Here is a 23082-nt window from a genome sequence, read left to right as displayed (position 1 = left end):
GCCCGGAGGCGAGCCGGTCGGAGCGGGACGCGCCCTACGCGCTGCGGGCGGTGCCGCCCCCGGTGCGGCGGGCGTGCCGGGCACGGGCGGGCAGCGCCGCCCAGACCGTGACCTCGCCGGGGGCGTCGCGCACGCCCCAGTCGCTGGCCAGCTGGTCGACGATGCTCAGGCCGCGGCCGCCGCCGGAGGTCAGCGAGGGGCTGGCGGGCAGCGGCCGGGTGGCCGCGCCGCCGTCGGTGACCTCCAGGGTGAGCACGCCGTCGGCGTGCATCTGCCAGCGGACCAGCACGCCGCCGTCCGGCTCGGTCGCCTCGTCCTCGTGCTCCCGGCCGCCCGGCGCCGGGTGCGTCCCGGAGGGGACGCCGACCAGCAGCTGGTCCACCACCTCGGCCCGGGCCGAGCGGCCCAGCGCGGGCAGCGGGCCGAGCGGACGGGCGTATCGACAGGCGTTGCTCAACAGTTCGGAAAGGATCAGAACAGCATCATCGATGACCGGTTCCGGTATCTGCCGGTCACCCAGATCTCGACGCAGTCGGCGCCGTGCGACCCCGACACTCGCTGGGCCGTGCGGCACTGCCATGGTCGATGAAGTCGGCACTTCACGCGCCACCATCAACGCCACCCCCGGACCTCCTTCAGCGTATGCCGAGGGATGGATGCCCCTTGTTAATGCGCGGGAAACGACCATCGGAGGATCCCGCGAGCCCATTTCGAGCGGCGCGACTCAGGGTCGACAAGAGGTCATTCCGTGCTCACCCTCCGTCGCCCGAACGCAAGAATTCCGGCAATACCGTGCGCGGAAGGTTTGATTGCCGACCAGGGCGATCAGGCTCCACCGCGTCGCGGTGGAGCCGTTCCGGGTCAGCGGCCGAGCTGGGCGAGCACCTCGGCCGGCTTGTTGGTGATGATCGCGGACACCCCGAGCTCCAGGCAGAGGTCGACGTCGGCCGGCTCGTCCACCGTCCACACGTGCACCTCGTGGCCCAGCTCGCGCAGCCGGGGCACCAGCTGCGGCTTGGCCTTGATCAGCTCGATGCCCGGGCCGGCGATCCGCGCCCCGCCCGGCAGCGGCTGCCCGGGGCGGAGCCGGCCGATCAGCGGCAGCATCCGCTCGATCAGGAACACCCGCCGGTAGTCCGGCGCGGCGGCCGCCACCCGGTTCAGCGCGATCGAGGAGAAGCTCATGATCCGGGCGGACGGGCGCTCGCCGTCCGGGGCGGTGCCGATCTTGTACCGCTCCAGCGTCCGCAGCAGCTCGGCCTCCACCCGGCCGCGGAAGCGCACCGGGTGCTTGGTCTCGATCGCGAGGTCCACCGGGCGGCCGCAGTCCACCACCAGTTCGAGCAGCCGGTCCAGCCGCAGCACCCCGCGCAGGTCCGGGTCGGTGCTGGGCCGGCCGGTCTTCCAGGCGCCGAAGTCGTACGCCTCCAGCTCGGCGAGCGTCATCGCGGAGACGGTGCCGCGGCCGTTCGAGACCCGGCCGATCCGGCGGTCGTGCACGCAGACCAGGTGGCCGTCGGCCGTCACCCGGACGTCGCACTCGACGCCGTCCGCGCCCTCGTCGAGCGCGCGCCGGTAGGCCGCGAGGGTGTGCTCGGGCAGCGCGTGGGAGGAACCGCGGTGGGCGATCACCTGGACGGAGGGCGCGGTGCGCGCCGCCGCCGGGGGCAGGTCTGGGCTGGTCACGGCCCCAACGATAGGGGGCGCAGGTGAAGCGGAGGCGAAGACGGCCCCAACCTGCGGGGCCGGCTCCGCCTCCGGGTCCTGCCGGGCCTCAGCCCCGGACGGCGCGCCGGGTCAGCGGGGCGAGCATCGCGGTGGCCGCGGCCGGCACCAGGAAGGCGAACAGCGAGGCCGAGGTCCACTCCTGCGGGGTGAAGTGCAGCGCCTGCTGGGCGGAGGTCCAGAAGTCCACCCACCAGTCGGCCACCGCGGTCGGCGCGATGAACTGGTAGACCGCGAAGCCCAGCAGCCACGGCAGCAGCATCGTCCAGCGGGACGGCGCCCGCTCGGAGAGGTTCCAGCCGTGCCGGCCGGCGCCGAAGAAGTAGTCCACCGCCAGCACCGCCAACAGCGGCACGAACACCGAGCCGATCAGCCCGAGGAAGTTGCTGTAGGTGTCGGTGAAGCGGTCGATCCGCAGCGCCAGCACGGTGGTCAGCACGCCGATCGCGCCGCTCAGCACCCGGCGGTCCACCCGCGGCAGCAGGTTCTGCAGCGACATCGCGGTCGAGTAGACGTTGGCGAAGGACTGGTCGGTCTCGCGCAGCACCAGCACCAGCAGGAACAGCCAGCCGGCCCAGACGCCGAGGAAGGAGTCGAAGATCCGGCTCGGGTCGCCGTCGGACTGCAGGAGCGCCATCAGGCCCAGCACGTAGCACCAGACCTGGGCGACGGTGTAGCCGGAGAAGCTGCCCCAGAACGCCGAGCGCGGGGTGCGCGAGTGCCGGGTGTAGTCGGCCGCCATCGGGACGAAGGAGATCGACACCGCGATCATCGCGTCGGTGGCGCCCAGGAAGCCGTGCCAGTTGCCCGCGCCCGGGTCCGGCACGCCCTGCCGGCCCAGCTGGACGGTGAAGTACACCATCGCGACCGCGACCGCACCGGCCACGAACCGGCGCAGCACCGCGATCGAGCCCAGCGGCCAGATCGTCAGCGCGGTGGTGAGCGCGCCCGCGAGCAGCACGAACAGCCAGCGGTACCCGGTGGTGTGGGCGACGGTCTGCGCGCCCGCCGCGATGGTCAGCAGTTCGAACACGCCCCAGCCGATGCACTGGACGATGTTCAGCACCGTCGGCAGGTAGGACAGCCGGGTGCCGAACAGGCCGCGCAGGTTGGCCATCGCCGGGGCGCCGGTCCGGGCGCCGATCAGCGCGGCCACGCCGAGCATCGCGGTGCCGACCGCCGTGCCGGTCACGATCGCGGTCACCGCGGCGGCCAGCGACAGCTCGCTGCCCTTCGCGCCGAGCACGGTGGCCGCGGTGGAGAAGCCGATCAGGCTGACGCCGAGGTTCATCCAGAGCGCGAAGTGGTCCCGGAAGCGCAGCGTGCGCGGCGGCTCGGTGTCCAGCACCAGGGGGGCCTCGACCCGCTGGTCGGACACCGCGGTGGCGGTGGGGGAGGCGGGGTCGGTGGGGTCGGTGGGGAAATCCTTGGACGCGGGCGCGTCGGAAGAAGAGGATGGCGAAGCAGGCGGCATGGCCGATACTCCCTACGCCGGCATTACCCGGACAGGTTCCGGCGGTCAGCGCCCCCTCGACGGTCCGCCGGCTGATCGCCTGGCGTACGGTCGACATGCGCACTCTCAGCCTGGTCGGTCCAAGCTCCCGCGTGTCAGTTTGGAGCGACAGGCTAACCGGCACGGGTACGAACGCCAAAGGCCACGGGGTGCGGGGTCCGCATCGCGGGACGCCGGGCGGGGGTGGGGAGCCCCGGCTGTCGGCGCGGGCTAAGGATTCTTATGAGTTCTTCAGAGGGGTCCTTACGGCAATCGAATCGTCGGTGCGAAAAACTATGGTCCTTGGTTCTGTCAGCTATGGAGGTCGTCCGTGAGCACCGAGCGCGAGGTTGGGCCCGCCGGGCCGCAGGGGGAGCAGCCCGCGGGGGCGCAGGAAGCGGCCGCTGCCGCGTCCGAGGGCACCGCCCAGGGCGGTCACACGCCGACCATGGCGTTCAGCCGGGTCCCGGAGCCGGCCGCCGAGCCGGTGGCCGAGTCGGTGCCCGGGCCGACCGCGGACGCGGCCGCCGCCGAGGGCAGCGCCCAGGGCGGTCACCAGCCCACCATGGCGTTCAGCCGGGTGCCCGGGCCCGCCGCGGCTCCGGCCGCACCGGAGGCCCCGGCCGCCGCGCCCGCCGGCGCTCCGGCCGAGGGCGGGCACCAGCCCACCGTCGCCTTCACCAAGGTCCCGCCGGCGGAGGCGCCCGCCGCGCCCGCCGTCGAGGAGCCGGCCGTCGACCCGGTCACCGGCTACATCGACGCCCCGCCGCCGGTCCTGCCGCCGGCGCCGCCCGTCGCCGCCCCGGTCGCCCAGGCCCCGGCCGCACCCGCGCTGCCGCCGGGCGTCCCCGGGACCAACCCGTACGCCACCCCGAGCCACGGCGTGCCCGCGGCCGGTGCCCAGGACGTCTACGGCACCCCGGCCGCCAACGCCCAGGAACCGTACGGCGCCCCGGGCGCGCCCGCCGCGCCTCCCCAGCACCCCTTCGGCGCCGGCCAGCCGCTCGGCGGCTGGGGCGGCCACGACGCCACCTCCGGCGGCGCGGGCTACCCCGGCGGTCCGAACGGCCCGCTCGGCTACCCGGGCGAGTACCCGGGCGGCCCGAACGGCCCCGGCGGCCCGCGCAAGAAGCGCGGCGGCCTGGTGGCGCTGCTCGCCGCCGTCGCCCTGGTCGCCGGCGTCGCGGGCGGTGCGATCGGCGTGGTCGCCACCGACCACGCCAACAGCAGCACCTCGGCGGACGACCACCGCAGCACCACCGTCCAGGCCAGCAACACCCAGAAGAACGAGCCCGTCCCCGGCTCGATCGCCAGCATCGCGCAGAAGGCGCTGCCCAGCGTCGTCACCATCAAGGCGCAGGGCAACGGCGAGTCGGGCACCGGCACCGGCTTCGTCTTCGACACCGAGGGCCACATCCTCACCAACAACCACGTGGTCGCGCCGACCCTGACCGGCAGCGGCGGCAAACTGACCGTCAAGTTCGCCGACGGCACGTCCTACAGCGCCTCGGTGCTGGGCCACGCCGAGGGCTACGACGTCGCCGTGGTCAAGATCGACAACCCGCCGAAGGCCAAGCTCGCGCCGCTGCCGCTGGCCGACTCCGACAAGGTCAACGTCGGTGACGCCACCGTGGCGATCGGCGCCCCGTACGGCCTGGAGTCCACCGTCACCAGCGGCATCGTCAGCGCCAAGGACCGCCCGGTGGCCTCCGGCGACGAGACCGGCTCGCAGGCCTCGTACATGAACGCCCTGCAGACCGACGCCTCGATCAACCCCGGCAACTCCGGCGGCCCGCTGCTGGACTCCAGCGGCTCGGTGATCGGCATCAACTCGGCGATCCAGTCCAACGCCTCCTCCAACGGCCGGGCCGGCAGCATCGGCCTGGGCTTCGCCATCCCGATCAACCAGGCCAAGTGGGTCGCCGACACCCTGATCAAGACCGGCAAGCCGGTCTACGCCAAGCTCGACGTGCTGCGCAACGACGACTACAAGGGCGACGGCGCGCAGATCCAGACCAAGGACATCCAGGGCCAGCCGGCCGTCACCCCCGGCGGCGCGGCCGACAAGGCCGGCCTCAAGCCGGGCGACGTCATCACCAAGCTCGGCGGCGCCCCGATCGAGAACGGCCCCGCCCTGGTCAGCCGGATCTGGACGCACAAGCCGGGCGAGACCGTCGACGTCGAGTACACCCGCAACGGCCAGACCATGAACACCAAGGTCACGCTCGGCCAGCGGGACGGCGACCAGTGACCCTCGGGTGCGCGCAATCGTGTGCACCGAACCCCGCCGGAACCGTTAGGCTGACCTCCGCCTGGAGAGCTGCCCGAGCGGCCTAAGGGAACAGTCTTGAAAACTGTCGTGGCGTGACCCGTCACCGTGGGTTCGAATCCCACGCTCTCCGCCGGTAGGAGAACCACACCTGCTCAGGGCGGGTGCCGAGACCACTCGGCACCCGCCCTGAGGTGTTTCCCGGGGCGGTCCACCGGGCGGGGGTTGACCCTGACACCGTGGGAGGCCGTGGAGTGGGAGCACCATGTTGAACATCGGAGACTTCGCCAGCCACGGCCGGGTGTCGGTGCGGATGCTGCGCCACTACGACGCGATCGGCCTGCTCACCCCGGCCCGGGTCGACCCGGTCACCGGGTACCGCTCCTACGAGGCGGGCCAACTCGCCCGGCTGAACCGGGTGATCGCCCTCAAGGAGCTCGGCTTCACGCTGCAGCAGGTCCGGACCGTCCTGGACGAGCAGCCGACCGGGGCCGAGCTGCGCGGGATGCTGCGGCTGCGGCGGGCCCAACTCGCCGCGGCGATCGCCGCGGACGAGCAGCGGCTGGCCCGGGTCGAGGCGAGGCTCCGAACGATCGAGAGCGAGGGGAACATGTCCCAGCACGATGTCGTGGTGAAGCCCTTGCCGTCCGTCCGGGTGGCCCAACTGTCCGGGGTGGCGGCGAGTTACCAGCCCGAGGACATCACCCCGGTGATCGGCCCGCTGTTCGAGGAGCTGTGCCGGCGGGTGGCCGGGGCCGGGATCGAGGAGGTCGGTCCGGCCGTCGCCCGGTACGAGGACGCGCCGGAGCGGGACGGGTCGGTGGTGGTGCTGGCGGCCGTCCAGGTCGCGCCCTCGGTGCGGGGCGGCCGGGAGGACTTCGAGGTGGTCGACCTGGCCCCGATCGAGGAGGCGGCGACCATCGTCCACCGCGGCTCGATGGACGGGTCGATGGGCAGCATCCAGGCGCTGGCCCGCTTCATCGACGAGAACGGCTACCGCTCGGCCGGGTACGCCCGGGAGCGCTACCTGGAGTGCCCGGAGGACGTCGCCGGCTGGGTCGTGGAGCTCCAGGAGCCGGTGAGCCGCCGGTAGCCGCCGGTAGCCGGGCCGGGGGGAACGGCCGGCCCGGCACCGAGGCCCACTTGCCCACCCCCTGCCCTGCGGGCAGAGTGCGGAGGTGGCGGGGGTGCGGCGGCGCGTGGAGGCGGCGATGAGTGATCTGACGGACCGGCTGGCGCAGGGCCTCCCGGCGGGGGCGGTGGTGGTGGACCCGGACGTGACCGCCGCCTACAGCCATGACATGGCGGGCTTCTGCGCCGCCGGGGTGCCCGCCGCGGTGGTGTTCCCGGAGACCGTCGAGCAGGTGCAGCACGTGCTGCGCACCGCCACCGCGCTGCGGGTGCCGGTGGTGCCGCAGGGGGCCCGGACCGGGTTGTCGGGGGCGGCGAACGCGGTCGACGACTGCATCGTGCTGTCGCTGGTGAAGCTCAACCGGATCCTGGAGATCGATCCGGTGAATCGTGTCGCGGTGGTCGAGCCCGGTGTGGTGAACGCCGAACTGTCGCGCGCTGTGGAGGAGTTCGGGCTCCACTATCCGCCGGACCCGTCCAGCTGGGAGTCCTGCACGATCGGCGGCAACATCGGCACCGGCGCGGGCGGGCTCTGCTGCGTGAAGTACGGCGTCACCAGCGAGTACGTGCTCGGGCTGGACGTGGTGCTGGCGGACGGGCGGCTGCTGTCCACCGGACGCCGGACGGCCAAGGGCGTCGCCGGGTACGACCTGACCAGGCTGCTGGTCGGCTCGGAGGGGACGCTCGGGGTGGTGGTCCGGGCGGTGCTGTCGCTGCGGCCGGCGCCGGCCCCCCAACTGGCGCTGGCGGCCGAGTTCCCGAGTGCGGCCACCGCCGGTGCGGCGGTCTGCGCGGTGATGGAGCACGGGCTGACCCCCTCGCTGATGGAGCTGATGGACGCGGTCTCGGTCCGGGCCGTCAACGAGCTGGGGCAGATGGGTCTGCCGGAGTCGACCCGGGCGCTGCTGCTGGTGGCCTTCGACGGGCCGGACCGGGCGGCCGAGTCGGCCCGGGTCGTGGAGCTGTGCCGGGCGGCGGGGGCGACCGAGGTGGTGCCGGCCGAGGACCAGGCGGAATCCGATCTGCTGCTCGCGGCCCGGCGGTTGGCGCTGCCCGCGCTGGACCGGTTGGGCACCACGATGATCGACGACGTGGCGGTGCCGCGTTCCCGCCTGGCCGAGATGCTCGACGGCGTCGCGGTGATCGCCGATCGGCACGGGCTGACCATCGGGGTGGTCAGCCATGCCGGGGACGGCAACACCCACCCGATCGTGATCTTCGATGCCGCGGATCCGGAGCAGGCGCTCCGGGCCCAGCGCTCCTTCGACGAGATCATGGCGCTCGGGCTGGAGCTGGGCGGCACGATCACCGGGGAGCACGGGGTGGGGCTACTCAAGCGGGACTGGCTGGCCCGTGAGCTGGGGCCGGTCGGGCTGGAGCTGCAGCGGCAGGTGAAGGCGGTCTTCGACCCGCTGGGAATCCTCAATCCGGGCAAGATGGTCTGATTTTCAGAGCACGCAAGTGGTCGGCGGATGCGGATTTCCGCACCCGTCGATCCGTCTTTTCGGTACGACTTTCCGATGGTCTGGGAATGGCTGGAAAGTCGACATGGAAGGGTGGTCGAACTTTTCGGGGGCGTGTTCCCTGTCGCCCTGCGCCGGGGTGGTGCGCCCGGTGGTTTCCGATGAGGCCGCCGCGCCCTTTCCGGAGGGCCGCAGAGCGGCCGCCGTTCGGGCGAAATCGCAGGTCAGTAGCGGTGTGTCGGGGCACTGTCCGGATCGGTGCCCGTTATGCGCGGCCTCGGTGGATATCACGCGAACGGGCGAAAACTGCTCCGCTGGCTAGTGCTTTGTCGATTTGTTGCGGAAGTCTGTGTCCCGGCGTCGCAGCCTGCAGGTGTTCGTCTGGCCGGCGAACCCCCGCACCCCTTGCTCGACCAATGCACGATGAACAGCTTCTTGGAGGCTCACATGGCTCGCATCAACACCCGCCGGGTGTCCGGGTTCCTGCTCGCCGCCCCGCTGGCGGCGGGTCTGCTGCTGCTGGGCGCCGGTGCCGCCACCGCCGACAGCGGCGCGGGCGCCGCGGCCGGTTCCAACGCCGGCGTGGTGTCCAACACCGGCAGCGGCAACGTGTTCGGCGGGGTCGACGGCAACTACGTCTCCACCCAGCAGACGGCGACCGGTTCCGGCGCCTCGAACCAGAGCAACACCCTCGCGGTGAAGGACAACGCGGGCAACATCCTGGCCGGCCAGGGCAACAAGAACATCAACGTGATCTTCGCCCCGATCTTCAGCTGACCCCTCCCGGCACCACCACCGGCGGGGGCGCCGGAGGTGGTGGACGACCGCGGGTGAGCTGAGCATCCGCGGAGGGGTCGCAACGGTCTCCGGACGGCGGGTCCGTCCGGGTGCGGACCGGGGAGATCGGAACAGCGTTGACCGGCCAGCGGAAAGGGTCGCCGCGAAGCCGGCCTCGTGGGCGGTGCCGCCATCGGCACCGCCCACGAGTGCGTCCGGCGCCGGGTGCGTCCCGGGTGCGTCCCGGGTGCGCGACGGATGCCCGCCGGGTGGGCCCCAGCAGCCCGGATCCGTCCACCGAGGGCCCGCGCCCGGTGCCGTCGGTCCACGGCGGTACGGTTGCGCTCCGACAGCGCTCCACGCGCCCGGGCCCGGAACGGACGGCCCGGCCGGGGCGACGACCGCGGCAATCGGAAGGAAGGCGCGCGATGGCGGCGGAGGACGAGGGCCTGACCGGCCCGGACGGGGCCAGGCCCGCACCGGAACCGCAGCCGCAGGCGGGCCCGGCACCGCTGGACGAGCGTCGGCCCGGACCGCGGTCGGTCCCCGAACTGCTGCTCGGCCGCCCGCCGATGGCCCGACCGCTGCCCTCCTTCGACCACGAGGCCGCCCCGGCCGAGCCCGGTCCGCTGTTCGTGGACTGGCTCTCCACCGCGCTGGACGCCGGGGTGCTGGACCCGCAGGCCTTCACCCTCTCCACGGTCGACGCCGACGGCATGCCGGACGCCCGGGTGCTGGTGCTGCGCGACGTGGACGCGGCCGGCACCGGCTGGAACTTCTCCGCCGCCGCGGACAGCCCCAAGGGCTGCCAGCTGGCCCACCACCCGGCCGCCGCGCTGAGCGTCTACTGGCCGCAGCTGGGCCGCCAGGTGCGGGTCCGCGGCACCGTCGAGCGGGCCGCCGACCTGGTCGCCGCCGCCGAGTTCGCCACCCGCTCGCCCGCCGCCCGGGTCGGCGCCCTGGTCGGCCGGCAGAGCGAGCCGCTGGGCGGACTGTCCGAGTACGACGAGGCGGTGGCGGTCGCCCGGCGCCGCCTGGAGGCCACCCCGGACGCGGTCGCGCCCGGCCACGCGGTCTACACCCTGTGGGCGCACGAGGTGGAGTTCTGGCAGGGCGACGCCCAGCGGCGGCACGTCCGGCTGCGCTACACCCGCACCGGCCCGGTCCGCACCCCGGAGTGGTCGCGCTCCCTGCTCTGGCCGTAGACGCCGTTCACGCCGTCAAGCCCGTCTGCACCGTTCACGCCGTCACGGCCGCGGGTGCCGCGGGCGCCGGGACGGTCAGCGCCGCCCGGTCAGCGTGGCCCCCACGCTGGCCGCGACCACGCACCCGATGCCGGCCAACTGCGGCACGCCCAGCACCTGGCCGAGCACCACCAGGCCGACCAGCGCGCTGACCGCTGGCTCCAGGCTGACCAGCACGCTGAACACCCGCTGCGGCATCCGCCGCAGCGCCGTCATCTCCAGCGCGTACGGGAGCACCGGCAGCAGCACCGCGACCCCGGCGACCGAGGCGAGCAGCACCAGCGGCGAGGCCCCGGGCGCGGTCAGTCCGTCCCAGGCCTGGCCGAGCCCGAACGGCGCCAGGGCCAGCGCACCGACCGTCATCGACACCGCCAGGCCCTGGAAGCCCTGGAAGGTGGCGCCGACCTTGTCGGTGAACAGGATGTACACCGCGTAGCAGGCGGCCGCGCCGAAGGCGTAGAGCAGGCCGACCGGGTCGAGCGAGCCGCCGCCGTCCCCCTCGCCGAGCAGGGTCAGCAGGACCACGCCGGCCGCCGCGAGCAGCGCCCAGAGCAGGTGGCTGGCGCGCCGGGCGAAGACCAGGGCGACCGCGAGCGGGCCGAGGAACTCGATGGTCGCGGCGGTGCCCATCGGCAGCCGGTCGATCGCCCCGGCGAACAGGAAGGTCATGCCGGCCGAGGCCACGCCCAGCGCCGCGGCCGCGGCGAGGTCGCGCGGGCGCTTGTCGCGCAGCCGGGGCCGGGTGAGGGCGAGCAGGATGACCGCGGCGAAGCCCAGCCGCAGGAAGGTGGTGCCGCTCACCCCGAGCGGGCCGAACAGCGGCTTGGACAGGGCGATCCCGGTCTGCACCAGGAACATCGCGACCAGACAGAGAAGCGGCGCCGGGATCCGCTCCGGGCGCCGCAGGGCCTTGCCGAGCCGACCGGTGGACCGGCCGGCTCGCACCCCCGGGGGCGCCGCGGAGCCGGGCTCCCCGCCTCGTCGCCGGCCACCGCGCTCGCCGGCGGGCTCGCCCTGGGGGGCGGGCGGCATGGCAAGGGCCTCGGCGACCGCGGCGGCCGAGGTGGGGGCAGCGGTTTCGCCGGCATGGGACGTGGGCATGCGGACGAGTTTGCCGTAAGGAGTGATGAACCAGCAAGCTCGTTACAGAAATCAGGACGGATGCGGACGGGTGCGGCCGAAAGGGTGGACTCGTCGAAGGCCTGCGGCGTGGTTGCCGCGTTCGTCCGACGGTCCGTCAGTATCAAGGCCGGGTGCGCTATCTCCGCCCCGCGGCCCTCCTCGCCGCCTCCCTCGTGCTCCTGCTGGCCACCGACGGGACGGGCGCGAGCGCCGAGGCCCGCACCCGGACCGCCGCCGCGGCCGTCCCGCGGATCCGCGCCCTCTCCCTCCCCGACCGCCTCGGCCCGCCCCGGATCCGCGACCAGTGGAGCGGCCCCGCCTTCGACGCCTGCACCGCACCCGCGCCCGAGGCCCTGCGGGCCTGGCGCCCCGCCTCCCCGTACGGCGCGGTCGGGATCTACGTCAGCGGCTCCCAGCGCGGCTGCTCCCAGCCCCGGCTCACCGTGGACTGGGTCCACGAGGCCCGCGCGATGGGCTGGCGCTTCCTCCCGGTGCACGTCGGCCGCCAGGCGCCGTGCGCCGAGCTGAGCCGCAAGCCCCGGCGGATCGACCCGGCCGAGGCCGCCGAGCAGGGCCGGGAGGAGGCCGGCGAGGCGCTGCACGCGATGCGTGCGCTCGGGTTCGGCCAGGGCAGTCCGGTCTACCTGGACATCGAGGCCTACCCGATGCACGACGCCGGCTGCGGCCAGGCCGTGGTCGACTTCGCCCTCGGCTGGACCCAGGCGCTGCACGCGGCGGGCTACCGCGCCGGCTTCTACTCCAGCCTGGACTCCGGCATCGCCGACCTGGCCGCCGCCGCCCGGGCCGGCAGCAGCCCGCTGCCCGACGCCGTCTGGTACGCCCGCTGGGACGACAAGGCCGACACCGCCGGCTCCGGCCCGCTCACCCCGGACCTCTGGCGCTCCCGCCGGCGCGTCCACCAGTACCGCGGCAACGTCCAGGAGACCTACGGCGGCGTGACCCTCACCGTCGACCGCGACCAGGTCGACGGCCCGACCGCCGGCTGACCGCCCCGGGAGGAACCGGGACGAACCCGTGATCCGTGCAACGGGCCCGAGGTACTGACAGCGGGCGGACGGAACGGCACAATCGGGCACGTCCGCGTGCATTACCGCCCGGTAGGTGCGTCGCGGGAGCCGTCAGTGCCGCCCGGTCGAGGAGGACCCGTGTTCAGCACGATGCAGGACGTACCGCTCACCGTCACCCGGATCCTGGAGCACGGCTCCACGGTGCACGCCCGTTCGACCGTCACCACCTGGGACGGCACGGGGCCGGTCGTGCGGACCTACGCCGAGGTGGGCGCCCGGGCCGCGCAGCTCGCCCACGCGCTGCGCGACGAGCTCGGCGTGACGGGGGACGACCGGGTGGCGACCCTGATGTGGAACAACGACGTCCACCTGGAGGCGTACCTCGCCGTCCCCGCCATGGGCGCCGTGCTGCACACCCTCAACCTGCGGCTGCCCGCGCAGCAGCTGTCCTTCATCATCGACCACGCCGCCGACCGCGTGGTGATCGTCAACGGCAGCGTCCTGCCGCTGCTCGCCGCCGTGCTGCCGCAGCTCGCCCCCACCCTGAAGCACATCGTGGTGGCCGGCCCCGGCGACCGTTCGCTGCTGGCCGGCTTCGCGGGCGGGGTGCACGACTACGACGAGCTGCTCGCCGGCCGGCCGGTCGAATACCCCTGGGAGCGCGACCTCGACGAGCGCCGGGCCGCAGTGCTCTGCTACACCTCCGGCACCACCGGCGACCCCAAGGGCGTGCTCTACAGCCACCGCTCGATCTACCTGCACTGCCTGCAGGTCAACACCGGTGACAACTTCGCCTTCACCCCGCGCGACACCGCCCTGCCGGTGGTCCCGATGTTCCACGTGAACGCCTGGGGCATCCCGCACGCCGCCTTCATGTCCGGTGCCAACCTGCTCATGCCGGATCGTTTCCTCCAGCCCAAGCCGATGGCCGAGATGATCGCCGCCGTCCGCCCCACCGTCAGCGCCGCCGTCCCCACCATCTGGAGCGGCCTGCTGGACGAGCTGGACGCGGGCGACTACGACACCTCCAGCCTGCGCATGGTGGTCATCGGCGGCAGCGCCTGTCCGCCCTCGCTGATGCGGGGCTACGAGGAGCGGCACGGCATCCGGGTGCTGCACGCCTGGGGCATGACCGAGACCTCCCCGCTCGGCACCTTCGCCCAGCCGCCGGGCGGCCTCACCGCCGAGCAGGAGTGGCCGTACCGGATCACCCAGGGCGTCTTCCCGGCCTCGGTCGAGGCCCGGCTGATCGGCCCGGGCGGCGAGCGGATGCCCAACGACGGCGTCGCCGCCGGCGAGCTGGAGGTGCGCGGCCCGTGGATCGCCGCGGCCTACTACGGCGGTGCCGGGCAGGACCCGGTCCGCCCGGACGACAAGTTCTCCGAGGACGGCTGGCTGCGCACCGGCGACGTGGGCACCATCACCGCCGACGGCTACCTGACCATCACCGACCGGGCCAAGGACGTCATCAAGTCGGGCGGCGAGTGGATCTCCTCGGTCGAGCTGGAGAACGCCCTGATGGGCCACCCCGAGGTGGCCGAGGCCGCCGTCGTCGCGGTGCCGGACGAGAAGTGGGGCGAGCGCCCGCTGGCCACGGTGGTGCTGCGGCCGGGCGCGACCGCCGGTGTGCGGGAGCTGCGGGCCTTCCTGGCCGAGCGGATCGCCTCCTGGCAGCTGCCGGAGCGCTGGGCGCTCGTCGAGTCCGTCCCGAAGACCTCGGTCGGCAAGTTCGACAAGAAGGTGATCCGGGCCGACTACGCGGCCGACGGCCTGGACGTCACGGTGCTCGGCCGGGACTGACCGACGGCACGGAGGGCCGGACCCGGATCGGACGGGTCCGGCCCTCCGCCGTGTTCCGGGGCCGCCGGGGGCGTCGCCACCGACGGCCGTCGCTCAGCCCGCGGCGGCGACGCCCGCCTCGCCCATCGCGCCGATCCGCCCGAGCAGGTCGACGATCCGGGACTGGACGTCCTCGCTGGTCGAGCGCTCGGCCAGGAAGAGCACCGTCTCGCCGGTGCGCAGCCGGGGCAGCTCGCGCGGGTCGAGGTCGACCGAGGTGTAGACCACCAGCGGGGTGCGGTGCAGCCGGTCGTTGGCGCGCAGCCAGTCCAGCAGGCCGACCCGACGGCGGCGGATCTGGAACAGGTCCATCACCACCAGGTTCGGCTGCACGCTGCTGGCCCGGGCGACCGCGTCGTTCTCGTCCACCGCGTGCTCGACGTGCATGCCGCGCCGCTCCAGGCTGCTGATCATGGCGGCGGCGATGTCCGGGTCGCCCTCGACGAGCAGCACCCGCGGGGCGTGGTGCTCGCCGTCGCGCGGGGCGAGGGCGCGCAGCAGCACGGCCGGATCGGCGCCGTACGCGGCGTCCCGGGTGGCCTGGCCGAGGCCGGCGGTGACCAGCACCGGGATCCGGCTGTTGAGCGCGGCGGTGCGCAGCGACTGGAGCGCGGTCCGGGTGATCGGGCTGGTCAGCGGGTCGACGAAGAGCGCCGCCGGGAAGCCCGCCACCTGGGCGTCCACCTCCTCGCGGGAGCGGACGATCACCGGCAGGTAGCCGCGGGACTGGAGGGCCCGGCCGGTGGCCGGGTCGGGCTCGGGCCAGACCAGCAGCCGACGGGTGTTGGCCAGCTCGCCGGAGCCGGTCTGCGGCCGCTCGGTGTCCGGCCGGTCGGCCGCTGCGGCGGGCAGCTCGGCCAGCGCGCGCGGTGCGGCCGGCGTCGGCGGCTGCGCCGGGAGGGCGGGCACCGGGGCACCGACCGGGGCGATGACCGGTCGGGGCGGCGTCAGTTCGGCCAGGCCGCTGCCGACCGGGCGCGGGCCGCTCTGCTCTTCGGCGGCGGGCAGCGCGGGCCGGGCCGGCTCCAGCGCGGCGCCGCCGGCCTGCGGGGCGGGGGCCCCGGCCGGCGCGTCCGGCGCGGGCCCGGGCGGTACGGAGAGCCGGCGGCGGCGGCCGGTCGGCGCACCGGGGGGCTCGACCGGGGCGGGTGCCGGACCGGTGGGCAGGGCGTTCTCCAGGCCGGGGTACACCGGGGTGTCGCCCGCTCCGGGCAGCGCGAAGCCGCCCGAGGAGTCCTCGGCGGAGGGCAGCGCCCGGCGTCTGCGCGGCTTGGCCTCGCCGCCGTCCTCGGCGGGCGGAGCGGCGGGCGGCGCGGCGGGCTCCGCGGTGACGGGTGCGGGGCCGAGCGCGAGCGGCTCGCGGCCGCCGGGCCGTTGCTGCTGCGGGCGGCCGCCGTCGACGGGCACGGCGTAGGCGGGGCCGGAGCGGCCGTCGTCCTTGCCCCACGGGTCGCTCTGCGCGGCCTCCGGGGCGGCCGGGCCCCGGCGGCCGTACGCGGGGTCGTTGCCGGTGCCGTTCCACTGCTCGGGGACGGCCCGTTCGACCCGGGCGGGGGCGTTCGGCCACTGGTCGGCCGGGGCGGCGGGGGCGGCGGCCTCGGGGGAGGGCTCCTCGGCGGCGGGCCGGCCGCGGCGGCCGCGGCGCTCGGCCGGGGCCTCCTCGGCGGGTGCCTGCTCCGGCTCGGCGCTCTCGCGGCCGGGCCCGGGGTCCTCGGCGGCGGCCTTCGCTGAGGCCGGGGCGGGCTCGGTGTCCCGGTCGGCATCGCCGCTGCTGGGCAGCTGCGGGATGCCGGGCAGTTCGGGCAGGACGGCGCTGTCGCCGTCCTTGGGCCGGTCGGAGCGGCCCTCGGCGGAGGCGCGCTCGGCGGCGGCCTTGGCGGCGGCCGGGTCCAGCGGCAGCTCGACCACGTAGGTGGTCCCGGCCTTGCCGGGCAGCTCGTGCGGCTGGAGCACACCGCCGTGGCGCTCGACCACCGCGCGGGCTATCGGGAGGTGGACGGGGCTGCCGCCGACGCCGGGGCCGCGGATCTCGACCCGGGCGACCTCGCCGCGCTGGGCGGCGGCCAGCACCACGGTCGGCGGTTCGGCGGGCGCGGTCGGGGCGGGCCGGCCGCCCAGCCCGGGGCCGGACAGGCCCGGGACGGCCAGGCCGGGGGAGGGGGCGGCGGGGGCGTCCAGCGCGAGACCGGTGCCGCTGACGTCGGCGACCAGGTGGGCCAGGGCCTGGGCGAGCCGCCGCTCGTCGGCGATCACCTCGACCGCGGCGGCGTGCACCGAGAAGCGCACCCGGCCGGGGCCGACCAGGTCGCCGGCCTCCTCGACGGCCCGGCGGACCACCTTGTCCAGGCCGACCGGCACCCGGCGGGCGGCCTTGCGCCCGGCCTTGCCGCCGCCGCTCCCGCCGTCCTTGGCGTCCGGTCCGTCCTTGGCGTCCCTGCCCTCGGCCGGTCCGGCCTCCCCGGCCTCGGAGCGCTGGTGTTCGAGCACGCCGTCGATCAGCTTGCCGAACCGGCGGCACTCGTCGGCGAGCCGGCGCAGGGTCCAGTTGGCCTCCGGCCAGAGCTGTCCGGCCGGGTCGGCGGCGAGGGCGTCCAGCCGCTGGTTCAGCGCGTTCAGCGCGCCGCCGAGCTCGCTCTCCAGGACGGCGGTGAGGTGCTCGTTGCGGGCGACCAGGGCGAGTTCGCGGCTGCGGTCGGTGAAGGTCATCACCGCGCCGACCAGTTGGTCGCCGTCCCGGACCGGGGCGGTGGTGAGGTCGACGGTGACCGGGCGGCCGTCCTTGCGCCACAGCACGGTGCCGCGCACCCGGTGCTTGCGGCCGGAGGTCAGGGTGTCCAGCAGCGCGGACTCCTCCAGCGCCAGCGGGGTGCCGTCGGCCCGGGAGTGCTGGATCAGCGGGTGCAGCTCGCGCCCGCCCAGCTCGCTCGCCCGGTACTCCAGGATGTGCGCGGCGGCCGGGTTGACCAGCACGCAGCGGCCCTCGAGGTCGACCCCGAGCACGCCCTCGGCGGCGGCCCGCAGGATCATCTCGGTCTGCTTGTGCTGGCGGCGCAGCTCGGCCTCGACGCCGAGCCGGCCGGTGAGGTCGCGGACCAGCAGCAGGAGCAGGTCGGAGGACGAGGAGGGGCGCGGTCCCTCGCGGTACGGCTCGTACGGGGAGCGCCCGTAGCCGTCGCCGCCGTCGGTGGCGAAGTCGTTGCCGGAGACCTCGACCGGGAAGGTCGTGCCGTCGGTGCGGTGGGCGGTCATCCGGACCGGACGGTCCAGGGCGTCGCCGTCGCGGGTGGCCGGGCGCATCGAGCCGGGGATCCGGCTGGGGTCGAACTCGGGCAGCAGGCCGAGCACGCCCATGCCGACCAGCGAGGTGCCCGGCGCCTGCAGCGCCTGGACGGCCGCGCTGTTGGCGTCCACGACCGTGCCGTTGCTGTTCACCAGCAACAACGCGTCGGGCAGGGCGTCGAGTATGGCGTCGAGGCGAGCAGCGCCTCGGATCGGCCTGCTGCTCACGTCGACAGGTCTCCTCGGCTCAGGGCAGCTCCTCCGGAGTCGGCAGTATCTCATTCTTCTTTGCGGCGGGGACGACCCGCCTAGTAACGTTGGCGGTGGTTGGTGCCGAGCCCCACGGTTGTGGCATCATCACTGACACACGGAACGGGTCCGCTGCAGGCGGGCTTGATCCCTGTGGGGAGGCTTCGCCTAGTCCGGTCTATGGCGCCGCACTGCTAATGCGGTTTCGGGGTTATTCCTGATCGAGGGTTCAAATCCCTCAGCCTCCGCAGTACGGGAGCCCCGTCGACGATCACGTCGGCGGGGCTCTTCGCATGTCCGGGGCGTGCCCGCGGCCCGGTGCGCCGGAGGCCGCCGGGGGTCGGATCAACCGATTTCGTCCTGCGTCGCAGGTCATGTAATGTTGTCCACGCAACGCCCCGGAGGCACAGTTCGCCGGGGCGGGCGCTCATAGCTCAACGGATAGAGCACTTGACTACGGATCAAGAGGTTGCAGGTTCGAATCCTGCTGAGCGCACCAATCTCCGCAAGATCGGGTCCGCCCGTTCCTTGCGCTCATAGCTCAACGGATAGAGCACTTGACTACGGATCAAGAGGTTGCAGGTTCGAATCCTGCTGAGCGCACCAGCGAGAAGCCCCCGGCCACCGGCCGGGGGCTTCTCCGTTTTCCGGCTCCTGGTTCCCCGTTCCCGTCCCGTGGTGATGCCGGTCACCCCAGGTCGGTCCGGTTGATCCACGGCACGTCCCGGCGGGCCAGGAACCAGTCCGAGCTGGTCAGCGGCCGGGCCCGGTCGAAGGTCACCGGCACCGGGTCGTGCCGGACCAGTCCGGCGGTGGCGCCCAGGGTGAGCAGCAGCTCCGCGAGCTCGGTGACCAGCCCCGGCGGGCCGGAGAGGTGGACCTCCCAGCCGGTGAAGTCGCCGTGCCCGAGCAGGGTCCGCCGCAGCAGCGCGGTGGTCCCGTCCGGGCCGGCGGAGCGGTCGGGGGTGACGGTCAGGGCGCGCAGCCGGGGGTTGCGGGTGAGCAGTCGCCGCACGGTGTCCAGGTCGTACTGCCCGGCGGCGGTGCGGGCCGCCAGCAGGACGGTGGCCGCCCGGTCCGGCTGCTCGAGGGTGAGCTGCTCCAGCAGGGCCTTGGTCTGCCCCCAGCCGCTGCCCGCGGCGACCAGCAGCAGCGGCCGGTCCGAGGCGGGGGCGAGCACGGCCTCGCCGAGCGGAGGCCCGAGTCGCAGCAGTTCGCCGGGCATCACGTCCTCCACCAGGACGGGGCTCAGCAGCCCGCCGGGCACCCGGCGCACGTGCAGTTCCAGACGGCCGTCCGGGCGGGGCGCGTTGGCGAGCGAGAACGGCCGCCAGACCCGGGGCGTCCGGGGACTGGTGAGGGTGAGGTACTGGCCGGCGGTGAAGGGGTACGGGCGCATCGGCGCGAGGGTGAGCACCACCAGGTCGGGCGCGGCCCGGCGGCGGCCGGCGACCTCGGCCTCCCACCAGGCCGGGTGGTGCCCCGGGAGGTCGGCGGCGGCGCCGGTCATGATCCGGGTGATCACGGCGTAGGCCTCGGTCCAGGCCCGCTCGGTCTCGGGCGTCCAGAAGTGGCCGGAACACTGCCGCAGTGCGGCGATCAGGCTGGCCCCGACGGCCGGGTAGTGCTCGGGCGCGACCTGGAACTTGCGGTGGTCGCGCCCGAGCGCCCGCAGGTACTCGGTGAGCTGCCCGGGATCGTCCAGCCGCAGCACGATCCGGGTGAGCGCGGCGAAGAGCCGGTCCCGCTGCTCGTGCATCCGGGCGGGGAAGAGCGGGCGCAGGCCGGGGTTGTGGCTGAACAGGTGGGTGTAGAAGAAGGTGGTCAGGTGGTCGGCCCGGCGCTCGACGACGGCGAAGCTGGCGCGGATGACGGCGGGGTCGAAGGCCACCGTGCTGCTCCCGGCTAGGCCGACCGGTGTCGGCGGAAGGGTGCGGCGACGACCGGGCCGTGCGGCGCTACGGCGGCGGAGCTGCGCTTGACGAGTACGGGGTCCATGGTCACGGGGCCCGACTCTACTGAGCGGGTGGGTAATTCGAACAGAGTTCCCCGATGAATGGTCAGGTACCGGACACTGGGGTCCGTCTACTCAGCCGGAATTCCCCCCTCTCGGCCATTCGGGTGGGTTCGGCCGTCCGGGTGGGATCCGTTACCGCCCCATGGATGAAATGCAGCCGATTCGGGTACATCCCGTCCTGCCGCCCGGATGGCCGCCAATCGGGTGGGACGCGGCCAAAAGCACAGGTGTCGCAGTATGACCGGTCCAGGGTCGTGATTCCGTTTTGTCCGATCGTGTGCCCGGACTGCCCGTCACCCCGGCAGTCGACCGTGAAGGAGAGCCGGATGAGCCGACGGTTTCCCCGTACAGCCGCCGCCCTGGCCGTCCTCGCGGTCGGGGCGCTGACCGGTGGGAACGCCCCTCTCGCGATGGCCCAGCAGTCCCCTGACGCCTGGTCGGGCGACCACCGGGCGGTGCTGCCCTCCGGGCTCGCCGTCCGGTTCGACACCGCGGCCGGACCGGGCACCGGTGTCACCGCCGAGGCGGGCCGGCTCGCCGACCGCACCGGAGGGGGGAGTTCCGCCGCGGTGTACGCGGACGGAAAACACCCCGGGGACGCCGCCCAGACCTTCACCCTCACCCCCGACCATCCGCAGACGGACGGTTCCTGGCACACCGTCGGAACACTCCGGCTGAGTTTCTCCCGGCCGGTCCGCAATCCCCGGCTGCACCTCAGCGGACTGGCCGCGGTCGCCGCCGGAGCATCCGGCACCACCAGCACGGCGGCCCGGCTGACCCTCACCGGCGGCGCGCCCGCCGCCCCCGCCCTGGTCGGGCGCACCGACTGGCCCGGCTGGACGGTCGACGCCACCTCCCTCGCCCCCACCGGGAGCGACGGCGGCTCCGACGGCGCCCCGGGCACCGCGGCCGAGGGCACCCTGGAGCTCGCCGGGACGGTCGGCACCGCGGAGTTCCGGATCGACCAGCGTTCGACCGCCCGGGCCGGCAGCAGCACCCCCGCGCCCGTCCTGCGCCAGGCCTACACCGTCACGGTGGACGAGGACCTCGGGACGGCCCCGCAGGCCTACGGCAACGCCTCGCACGTGGTCTCCGACCTCTTCCTGGGCGCCGACGCCACCACCCCGTCCCGCCGGGACCGGAGCCGGTCCGGCGACTCCGGGGCCGACGAGCCGCTGGTCGAGCTCGACCACGGCGCGGTCCGGCGCGGCAACCCCTTCGCGAGACCGGCGGCGGGCCCGCCCCCGCCGCCCAAGCTCCAGCCCGGCCGCGGCGAGTACCAGGGCGCCGACCCCTCGCTCGGCTTCCCCGACCAGGCCGCCATCGGCCGCTCCTACCGGGTCACCGTCCCGGTCGCGGTGGGCGCCCAGCCCGCCACCCTGGCCGGCTGGATCGACTTCGGGCACCACGGCCGGTTCGACCCGGCCGACCGGGTGCAGACCGAGATCCGGCCCGGCGCGGACACCGCGACCCTGGAGTGGACCGTCCCCTCGGACGCCGCCGCCGGTGACACCTGGCTCCGGCTGCGGATCGGCCGGGACACCAGCCAACTCGTCCCGTCCGGCGGCTTCGCCGACTCGGGGCAGGTCAGCGACCAGCGGATCAAGCTGACCGTCGGCGCCGCGCGGCCCGAGGTCGCCGAGCCGGTCGACGGCACCGTGCTGGCCGACGGCCGGCCGCAGATCCGCGGCGAGGGTGCGGTCCCCGGCGCCTCGGTGGAGGTCCGGGACGGCGACGCCACGCTCTGCCGGGCCAAGGTCGAGCGCGGCGGGGACTGGTCGTGCCGCCCGGGCGGCCCGCTCGCCGCCGGCGCGCACGACCTCACCCCCGTGGAGACCACCAGCGGCGGCGTGGTGCTGCGCGGCGAGCCGGTCAAGGTCACCGTGAAGACCACCCCGCCGGCCGCGCCCGTGCTCACCCTGCCGGCCTACACCAACGACCCCGGGCTGCAGCTGACCGGTACCGGCGAGACCGGCAGCACCGTGTCGGTCACCGACCAGGCCGGCTCCGCCGAGCTGTGCAGCAGCGCGGTCCGGCCGGACGGCGGGTGGTCCTGCCTGCCGGTCGAGAACCTGGCGGACGGCAGCCACCGGCTCACCCCGGTCGCGGTCGACGCGGCCGGCAACCGGACGGCCGGGCAGCCGGTCGCACTGGTCGTCGACACCGTGCCGCCGGACAAGCCGGTGCTCACCTCCCCGGCCCCGGGCGAACTGCTCCGGGTCAGCCGGCCCCGGCTCACCGGGCGGGCCGAACCGGGCACGGACGTGCTGGTCACGGCGGGCCCGGCGGCGGACTCCGGGGAGCACACGGTGCTGTGCGGGGCCGCCGCGGCGCTGGACGGGAGCTGGACCTGCACCGCCAACCGGGACGTGGCGGACGGCGCGCAGTGGCTGACCGTCACGGCGACCGACCGGGCGGGGAACGCGACGTCGGCGGACCCGGTGCAGGTGCGGGTGGCCGCCGCGCCGGCCGGGCCGGCGGCTTCGGCTTCGGCCTCGGCTTCGGCCTCGGCTTCGGCTTCGGCCTCCGCCTCGCCTTCGGGTTCCGCCTCGCCTTCGGCTTCCGCGCCGGTCGCCGCGCCGGTGGTGCCGGGTCAGGTGACGCCGAGTCCGGTGGCGTCGTCCTCCGGGCCGGGCGTCCCGGCGCCGACGCCGTCCGCCCCTGCGGTGTCCGGTGCGTCGCCGGCCGGGTCCGCCTCGCCGGGGCCGGTCGAGGCCCCGGAGCTGCGGCCGGTCCCGGCCGGGCTGCTGCCGATCGTCGTCCCGCCGGTCGTCCCGGTCGCGGTTCCGGCGTCGCCGGTGCCGGCCGTCCCCGCGCCCCCTGCCGCCCCGACCTCCTCCGCCGTTCCGACCGCCGCGGCCCGCCCGACCGTCCCGGGCTCGCCGCTGCCGACGACCCGCGCCGCCGTGCCCGCCCCGGGCGGTGCCCCGACCGTCGGCGCCCCGACCACCGCGACCACCCCGGCCGGCTCGCCGAGCCCCGCCCCGGCCCCGCCCGGCGGCCGTCCGGCCCGGGCGGCCGATCCGGCGGCGGCCGAACCGCCGCCGACGGTCGGCGCCGAGCCGCTGTCGGCCGCCGACCAGGACGGACCCCGGGTACGGCCGCTGCCCGCGCCTCCGATCGAGGGGGCGGCGGTCGGACGGCCCCGGGAGGCCCGCTGGCACGGCCTGCTCGCCGGGGTGCTGCTGGTGCTCGCCGGAGTCGGGCTGATCACCCGTCGGGTGTTCGCCCGTGGATCCGGTGCCCGACGGCGCTGACCTGCGCCGAACCGTCCCGACCATCCGCCGATGTGCCTGCGCGTCAGGTCAGCTTTGGACGATTCGTCAGTAAATGTCGACACACCTCGGCTCAAATGTCGCATTTGATGACGTATGAACTTAGCCTGACTCTGGCACTGCCCGTCAGATCCGGGCCGCCCGTTGCGCGACACACCAGACCCAGAGGATC

The 23082-nt window shown here is 74.8% G+C and carries 14 protein-coding genes, 4 tRNA genes and 1 riboswitch; of the genes, 12 read left to right on the top strand and 6 right to left on the bottom strand.

The window, feature by feature from the left end; all coding sequences use genetic code 11:
• Window positions 1-34: 34 nt before the first annotated feature.
• The 3 genes from AB0O91_RS09310 to AB0O91_RS09300 all read right to left on the bottom strand — a co-directional run bounded on the left by AB0O91_RS09310 (window position 35) and on the right by AB0O91_RS09300 (window position 3199).
• Window positions 35-580, bottom strand: a complete 546-nt coding sequence (locus AB0O91_RS09310) for an ATP-binding protein (protein WP_363429595.1) — start codon at window positions 578-580, stop codon at window positions 35-37.
• A gap of 281 nt (window positions 581-861) precedes the next feature.
• The gene (locus tag AB0O91_RS09305; protein ID WP_363429593.1) at window positions 862-1686 is read right to left on the bottom strand and encodes a glycerophosphodiester phosphodiesterase family protein; all 825 of its coding nucleotides are present in this window, start codon (window positions 1684-1686) and stop codon (window positions 862-864) included.
• An 88-nt stretch (window positions 1687-1774) separates the two neighbouring features.
• Window positions 1775-3199, bottom strand: a complete 1425-nt coding sequence (locus tag AB0O91_RS09300; protein ID WP_363429591.1) for a cytosine permease — start codon at window positions 3197-3199, stop codon at window positions 1775-1777.
• Window positions 3192-3340, bottom strand: a riboswitch (TPP riboswitch). It overlaps the preceding gene by 8 nt.
• A 208-nt stretch (window positions 3341-3548) precedes the next feature.
• Between AB0O91_RS09300 and AB0O91_RS09295 the strand changes: the two genes are divergently transcribed.
• The 6 genes from AB0O91_RS09295 to AB0O91_RS09270 all read left to right on the top strand — a co-directional run bounded on the left by AB0O91_RS09295 (window position 3549) and on the right by AB0O91_RS09270 (window position 10062).
• Window positions 3549-5468, top strand: coding sequence for a trypsin-like peptidase domain-containing protein (locus AB0O91_RS09295; protein ID WP_363429589.1), 1920 nt, complete (start codon window positions 3549-3551; stop codon window positions 5466-5468).
• A 63-nt stretch (window positions 5469-5531) separates the two neighbouring features.
• Window positions 5532-5619: transfer RNA gene (locus AB0O91_RS09290), tRNA-Ser, on the top strand.
• 132 nt (window positions 5620-5751) lie between these two features.
• The gene (locus AB0O91_RS09285) at window positions 5752-6579 is read left to right on the top strand and encodes a MerR family transcriptional regulator (protein WP_363429587.1); all 828 of its coding nucleotides are present in this window, start codon (window positions 5752-5754) and stop codon (window positions 6577-6579) included.
• Window positions 6580-6697: 118 nt separating this feature from the next.
• Window positions 6698-8062, top strand: coding sequence for an FAD-linked oxidase C-terminal domain-containing protein (locus AB0O91_RS09280; protein WP_363429585.1), 1365 nt, complete (start codon window positions 6698-6700; stop codon window positions 8060-8062).
• Between the two features lie 465 nt (window positions 8063-8527).
• Entirely contained in the window at window positions 8528-8857 is a 330-nt protein-coding gene (locus tag AB0O91_RS09275) for a hypothetical protein (protein ID WP_363429583.1), read from the top strand.
• A 428-nt stretch (window positions 8858-9285) separates the two neighbouring features.
• Window positions 9286-10062: a pyridoxal 5'-phosphate synthase gene (locus AB0O91_RS09270; RefSeq protein ID WP_363429581.1), complete on the top strand. Its 777-nt coding sequence runs from the start codon at window positions 9286-9288 to the stop codon at window positions 10060-10062.
• 75 nt (window positions 10063-10137) lie between these two features.
• Here AB0O91_RS09270 and AB0O91_RS09265 read toward each other — a convergent pair whose 3' ends face one another.
• A complete protein-coding gene (locus AB0O91_RS09265) occupies window positions 10138-11202 on the bottom strand; it encodes an EamA family transporter (RefSeq protein ID WP_363429579.1) in 1065 nt (354 codons plus the stop codon).
• Between the two features lie 152 nt (window positions 11203-11354).
• On the opposite strand from AB0O91_RS09265, the gene AB0O91_RS09260 reads away from it, so the two are divergent.
• Together AB0O91_RS09260 and AB0O91_RS09255 are read left to right on the top strand one after the other, a co-directional pair.
• Window positions 11355-12230: a DUF1906 domain-containing protein gene (locus tag AB0O91_RS09260; protein WP_363429577.1), complete on the top strand. Its 876-nt coding sequence runs from the start codon at window positions 11355-11357 to the stop codon at window positions 12228-12230.
• A gap of 159 nt (window positions 12231-12389) precedes the next feature.
• On the top strand, window positions 12390-14051 hold the full coding sequence (locus AB0O91_RS09255) for a long-chain fatty acid--CoA ligase (RefSeq protein ID WP_363429575.1): 1662 nt from the start codon (window positions 12390-12392) through the stop codon (window positions 14049-14051).
• Between the two features lie 93 nt (window positions 14052-14144).
• Here the strand turns inward: AB0O91_RS09255 and AB0O91_RS09250 are convergent, their stop codons facing one another.
• Window positions 14145-17597 carry a PAS domain-containing protein gene (locus tag AB0O91_RS09250; protein WP_363429573.1) on the bottom strand — a complete coding sequence of 1151 codons (3453 nt, stop codon included), beginning with the start codon at window positions 17595-17597 and terminating at the stop codon, window positions 14145-14147.
• A 178-nt stretch (window positions 17598-17775) separates the two neighbouring features.
• Here AB0O91_RS09250 and AB0O91_RS09245 point away from each other — a divergent pair.
• The 3 genes from AB0O91_RS09245 (at window position 17776) to AB0O91_RS09235 (ending at window position 18224) form a co-directional block, all read left to right on the top strand.
• Window positions 17776-17866, top strand: a tRNA-Ser gene (locus tag AB0O91_RS09245).
• 175 nt (window positions 17867-18041) lie between these two features.
• Window positions 18042-18117 (top strand) — tRNA-Arg (locus tag AB0O91_RS09240).
• Window positions 18118-18148: 31 nt separating this feature from the next.
• Window positions 18149-18224: transfer RNA gene (locus tag AB0O91_RS09235), tRNA-Arg, on the top strand.
• A gap of 82 nt (window positions 18225-18306) precedes the next feature.
• Here the strand turns inward: AB0O91_RS09235 and AB0O91_RS09230 are convergent.
• Window positions 18307-19509 carry a globin domain-containing protein gene (locus AB0O91_RS09230; protein ID WP_363429571.1) on the bottom strand — a complete coding sequence of 401 codons (1203 nt, stop codon included), beginning with the start codon at window positions 19507-19509 and terminating at the stop codon, window positions 18307-18309.
• A 452-nt stretch (window positions 19510-19961) separates the two neighbouring features.
• Here AB0O91_RS09230 and AB0O91_RS09225 point away from each other — a divergent pair, with 452 nt between their 5' ends.
• Window positions 19962-22892: an Ig-like domain-containing protein gene (locus tag AB0O91_RS09225; RefSeq protein ID WP_363429569.1), complete on the top strand. Its 2931-nt coding sequence runs from the start codon at window positions 19962-19964 to the stop codon at window positions 22890-22892.
• The last annotated feature ends 190 nt before the right edge of the window (window positions 22893-23082 follow it).

This window comes from Kitasatospora sp. NPDC089797 (genome assembly GCF_040684795.1).
Classification (GTDB): Bacteria; Actinomycetota; Actinomycetes; order Streptomycetales; family Streptomycetaceae; genus Kitasatospora.
The sequence above is the reverse complement of the archived record's forward strand: the minus strand, read 5'-3'. Positions and strand labels throughout refer to the sequence as shown.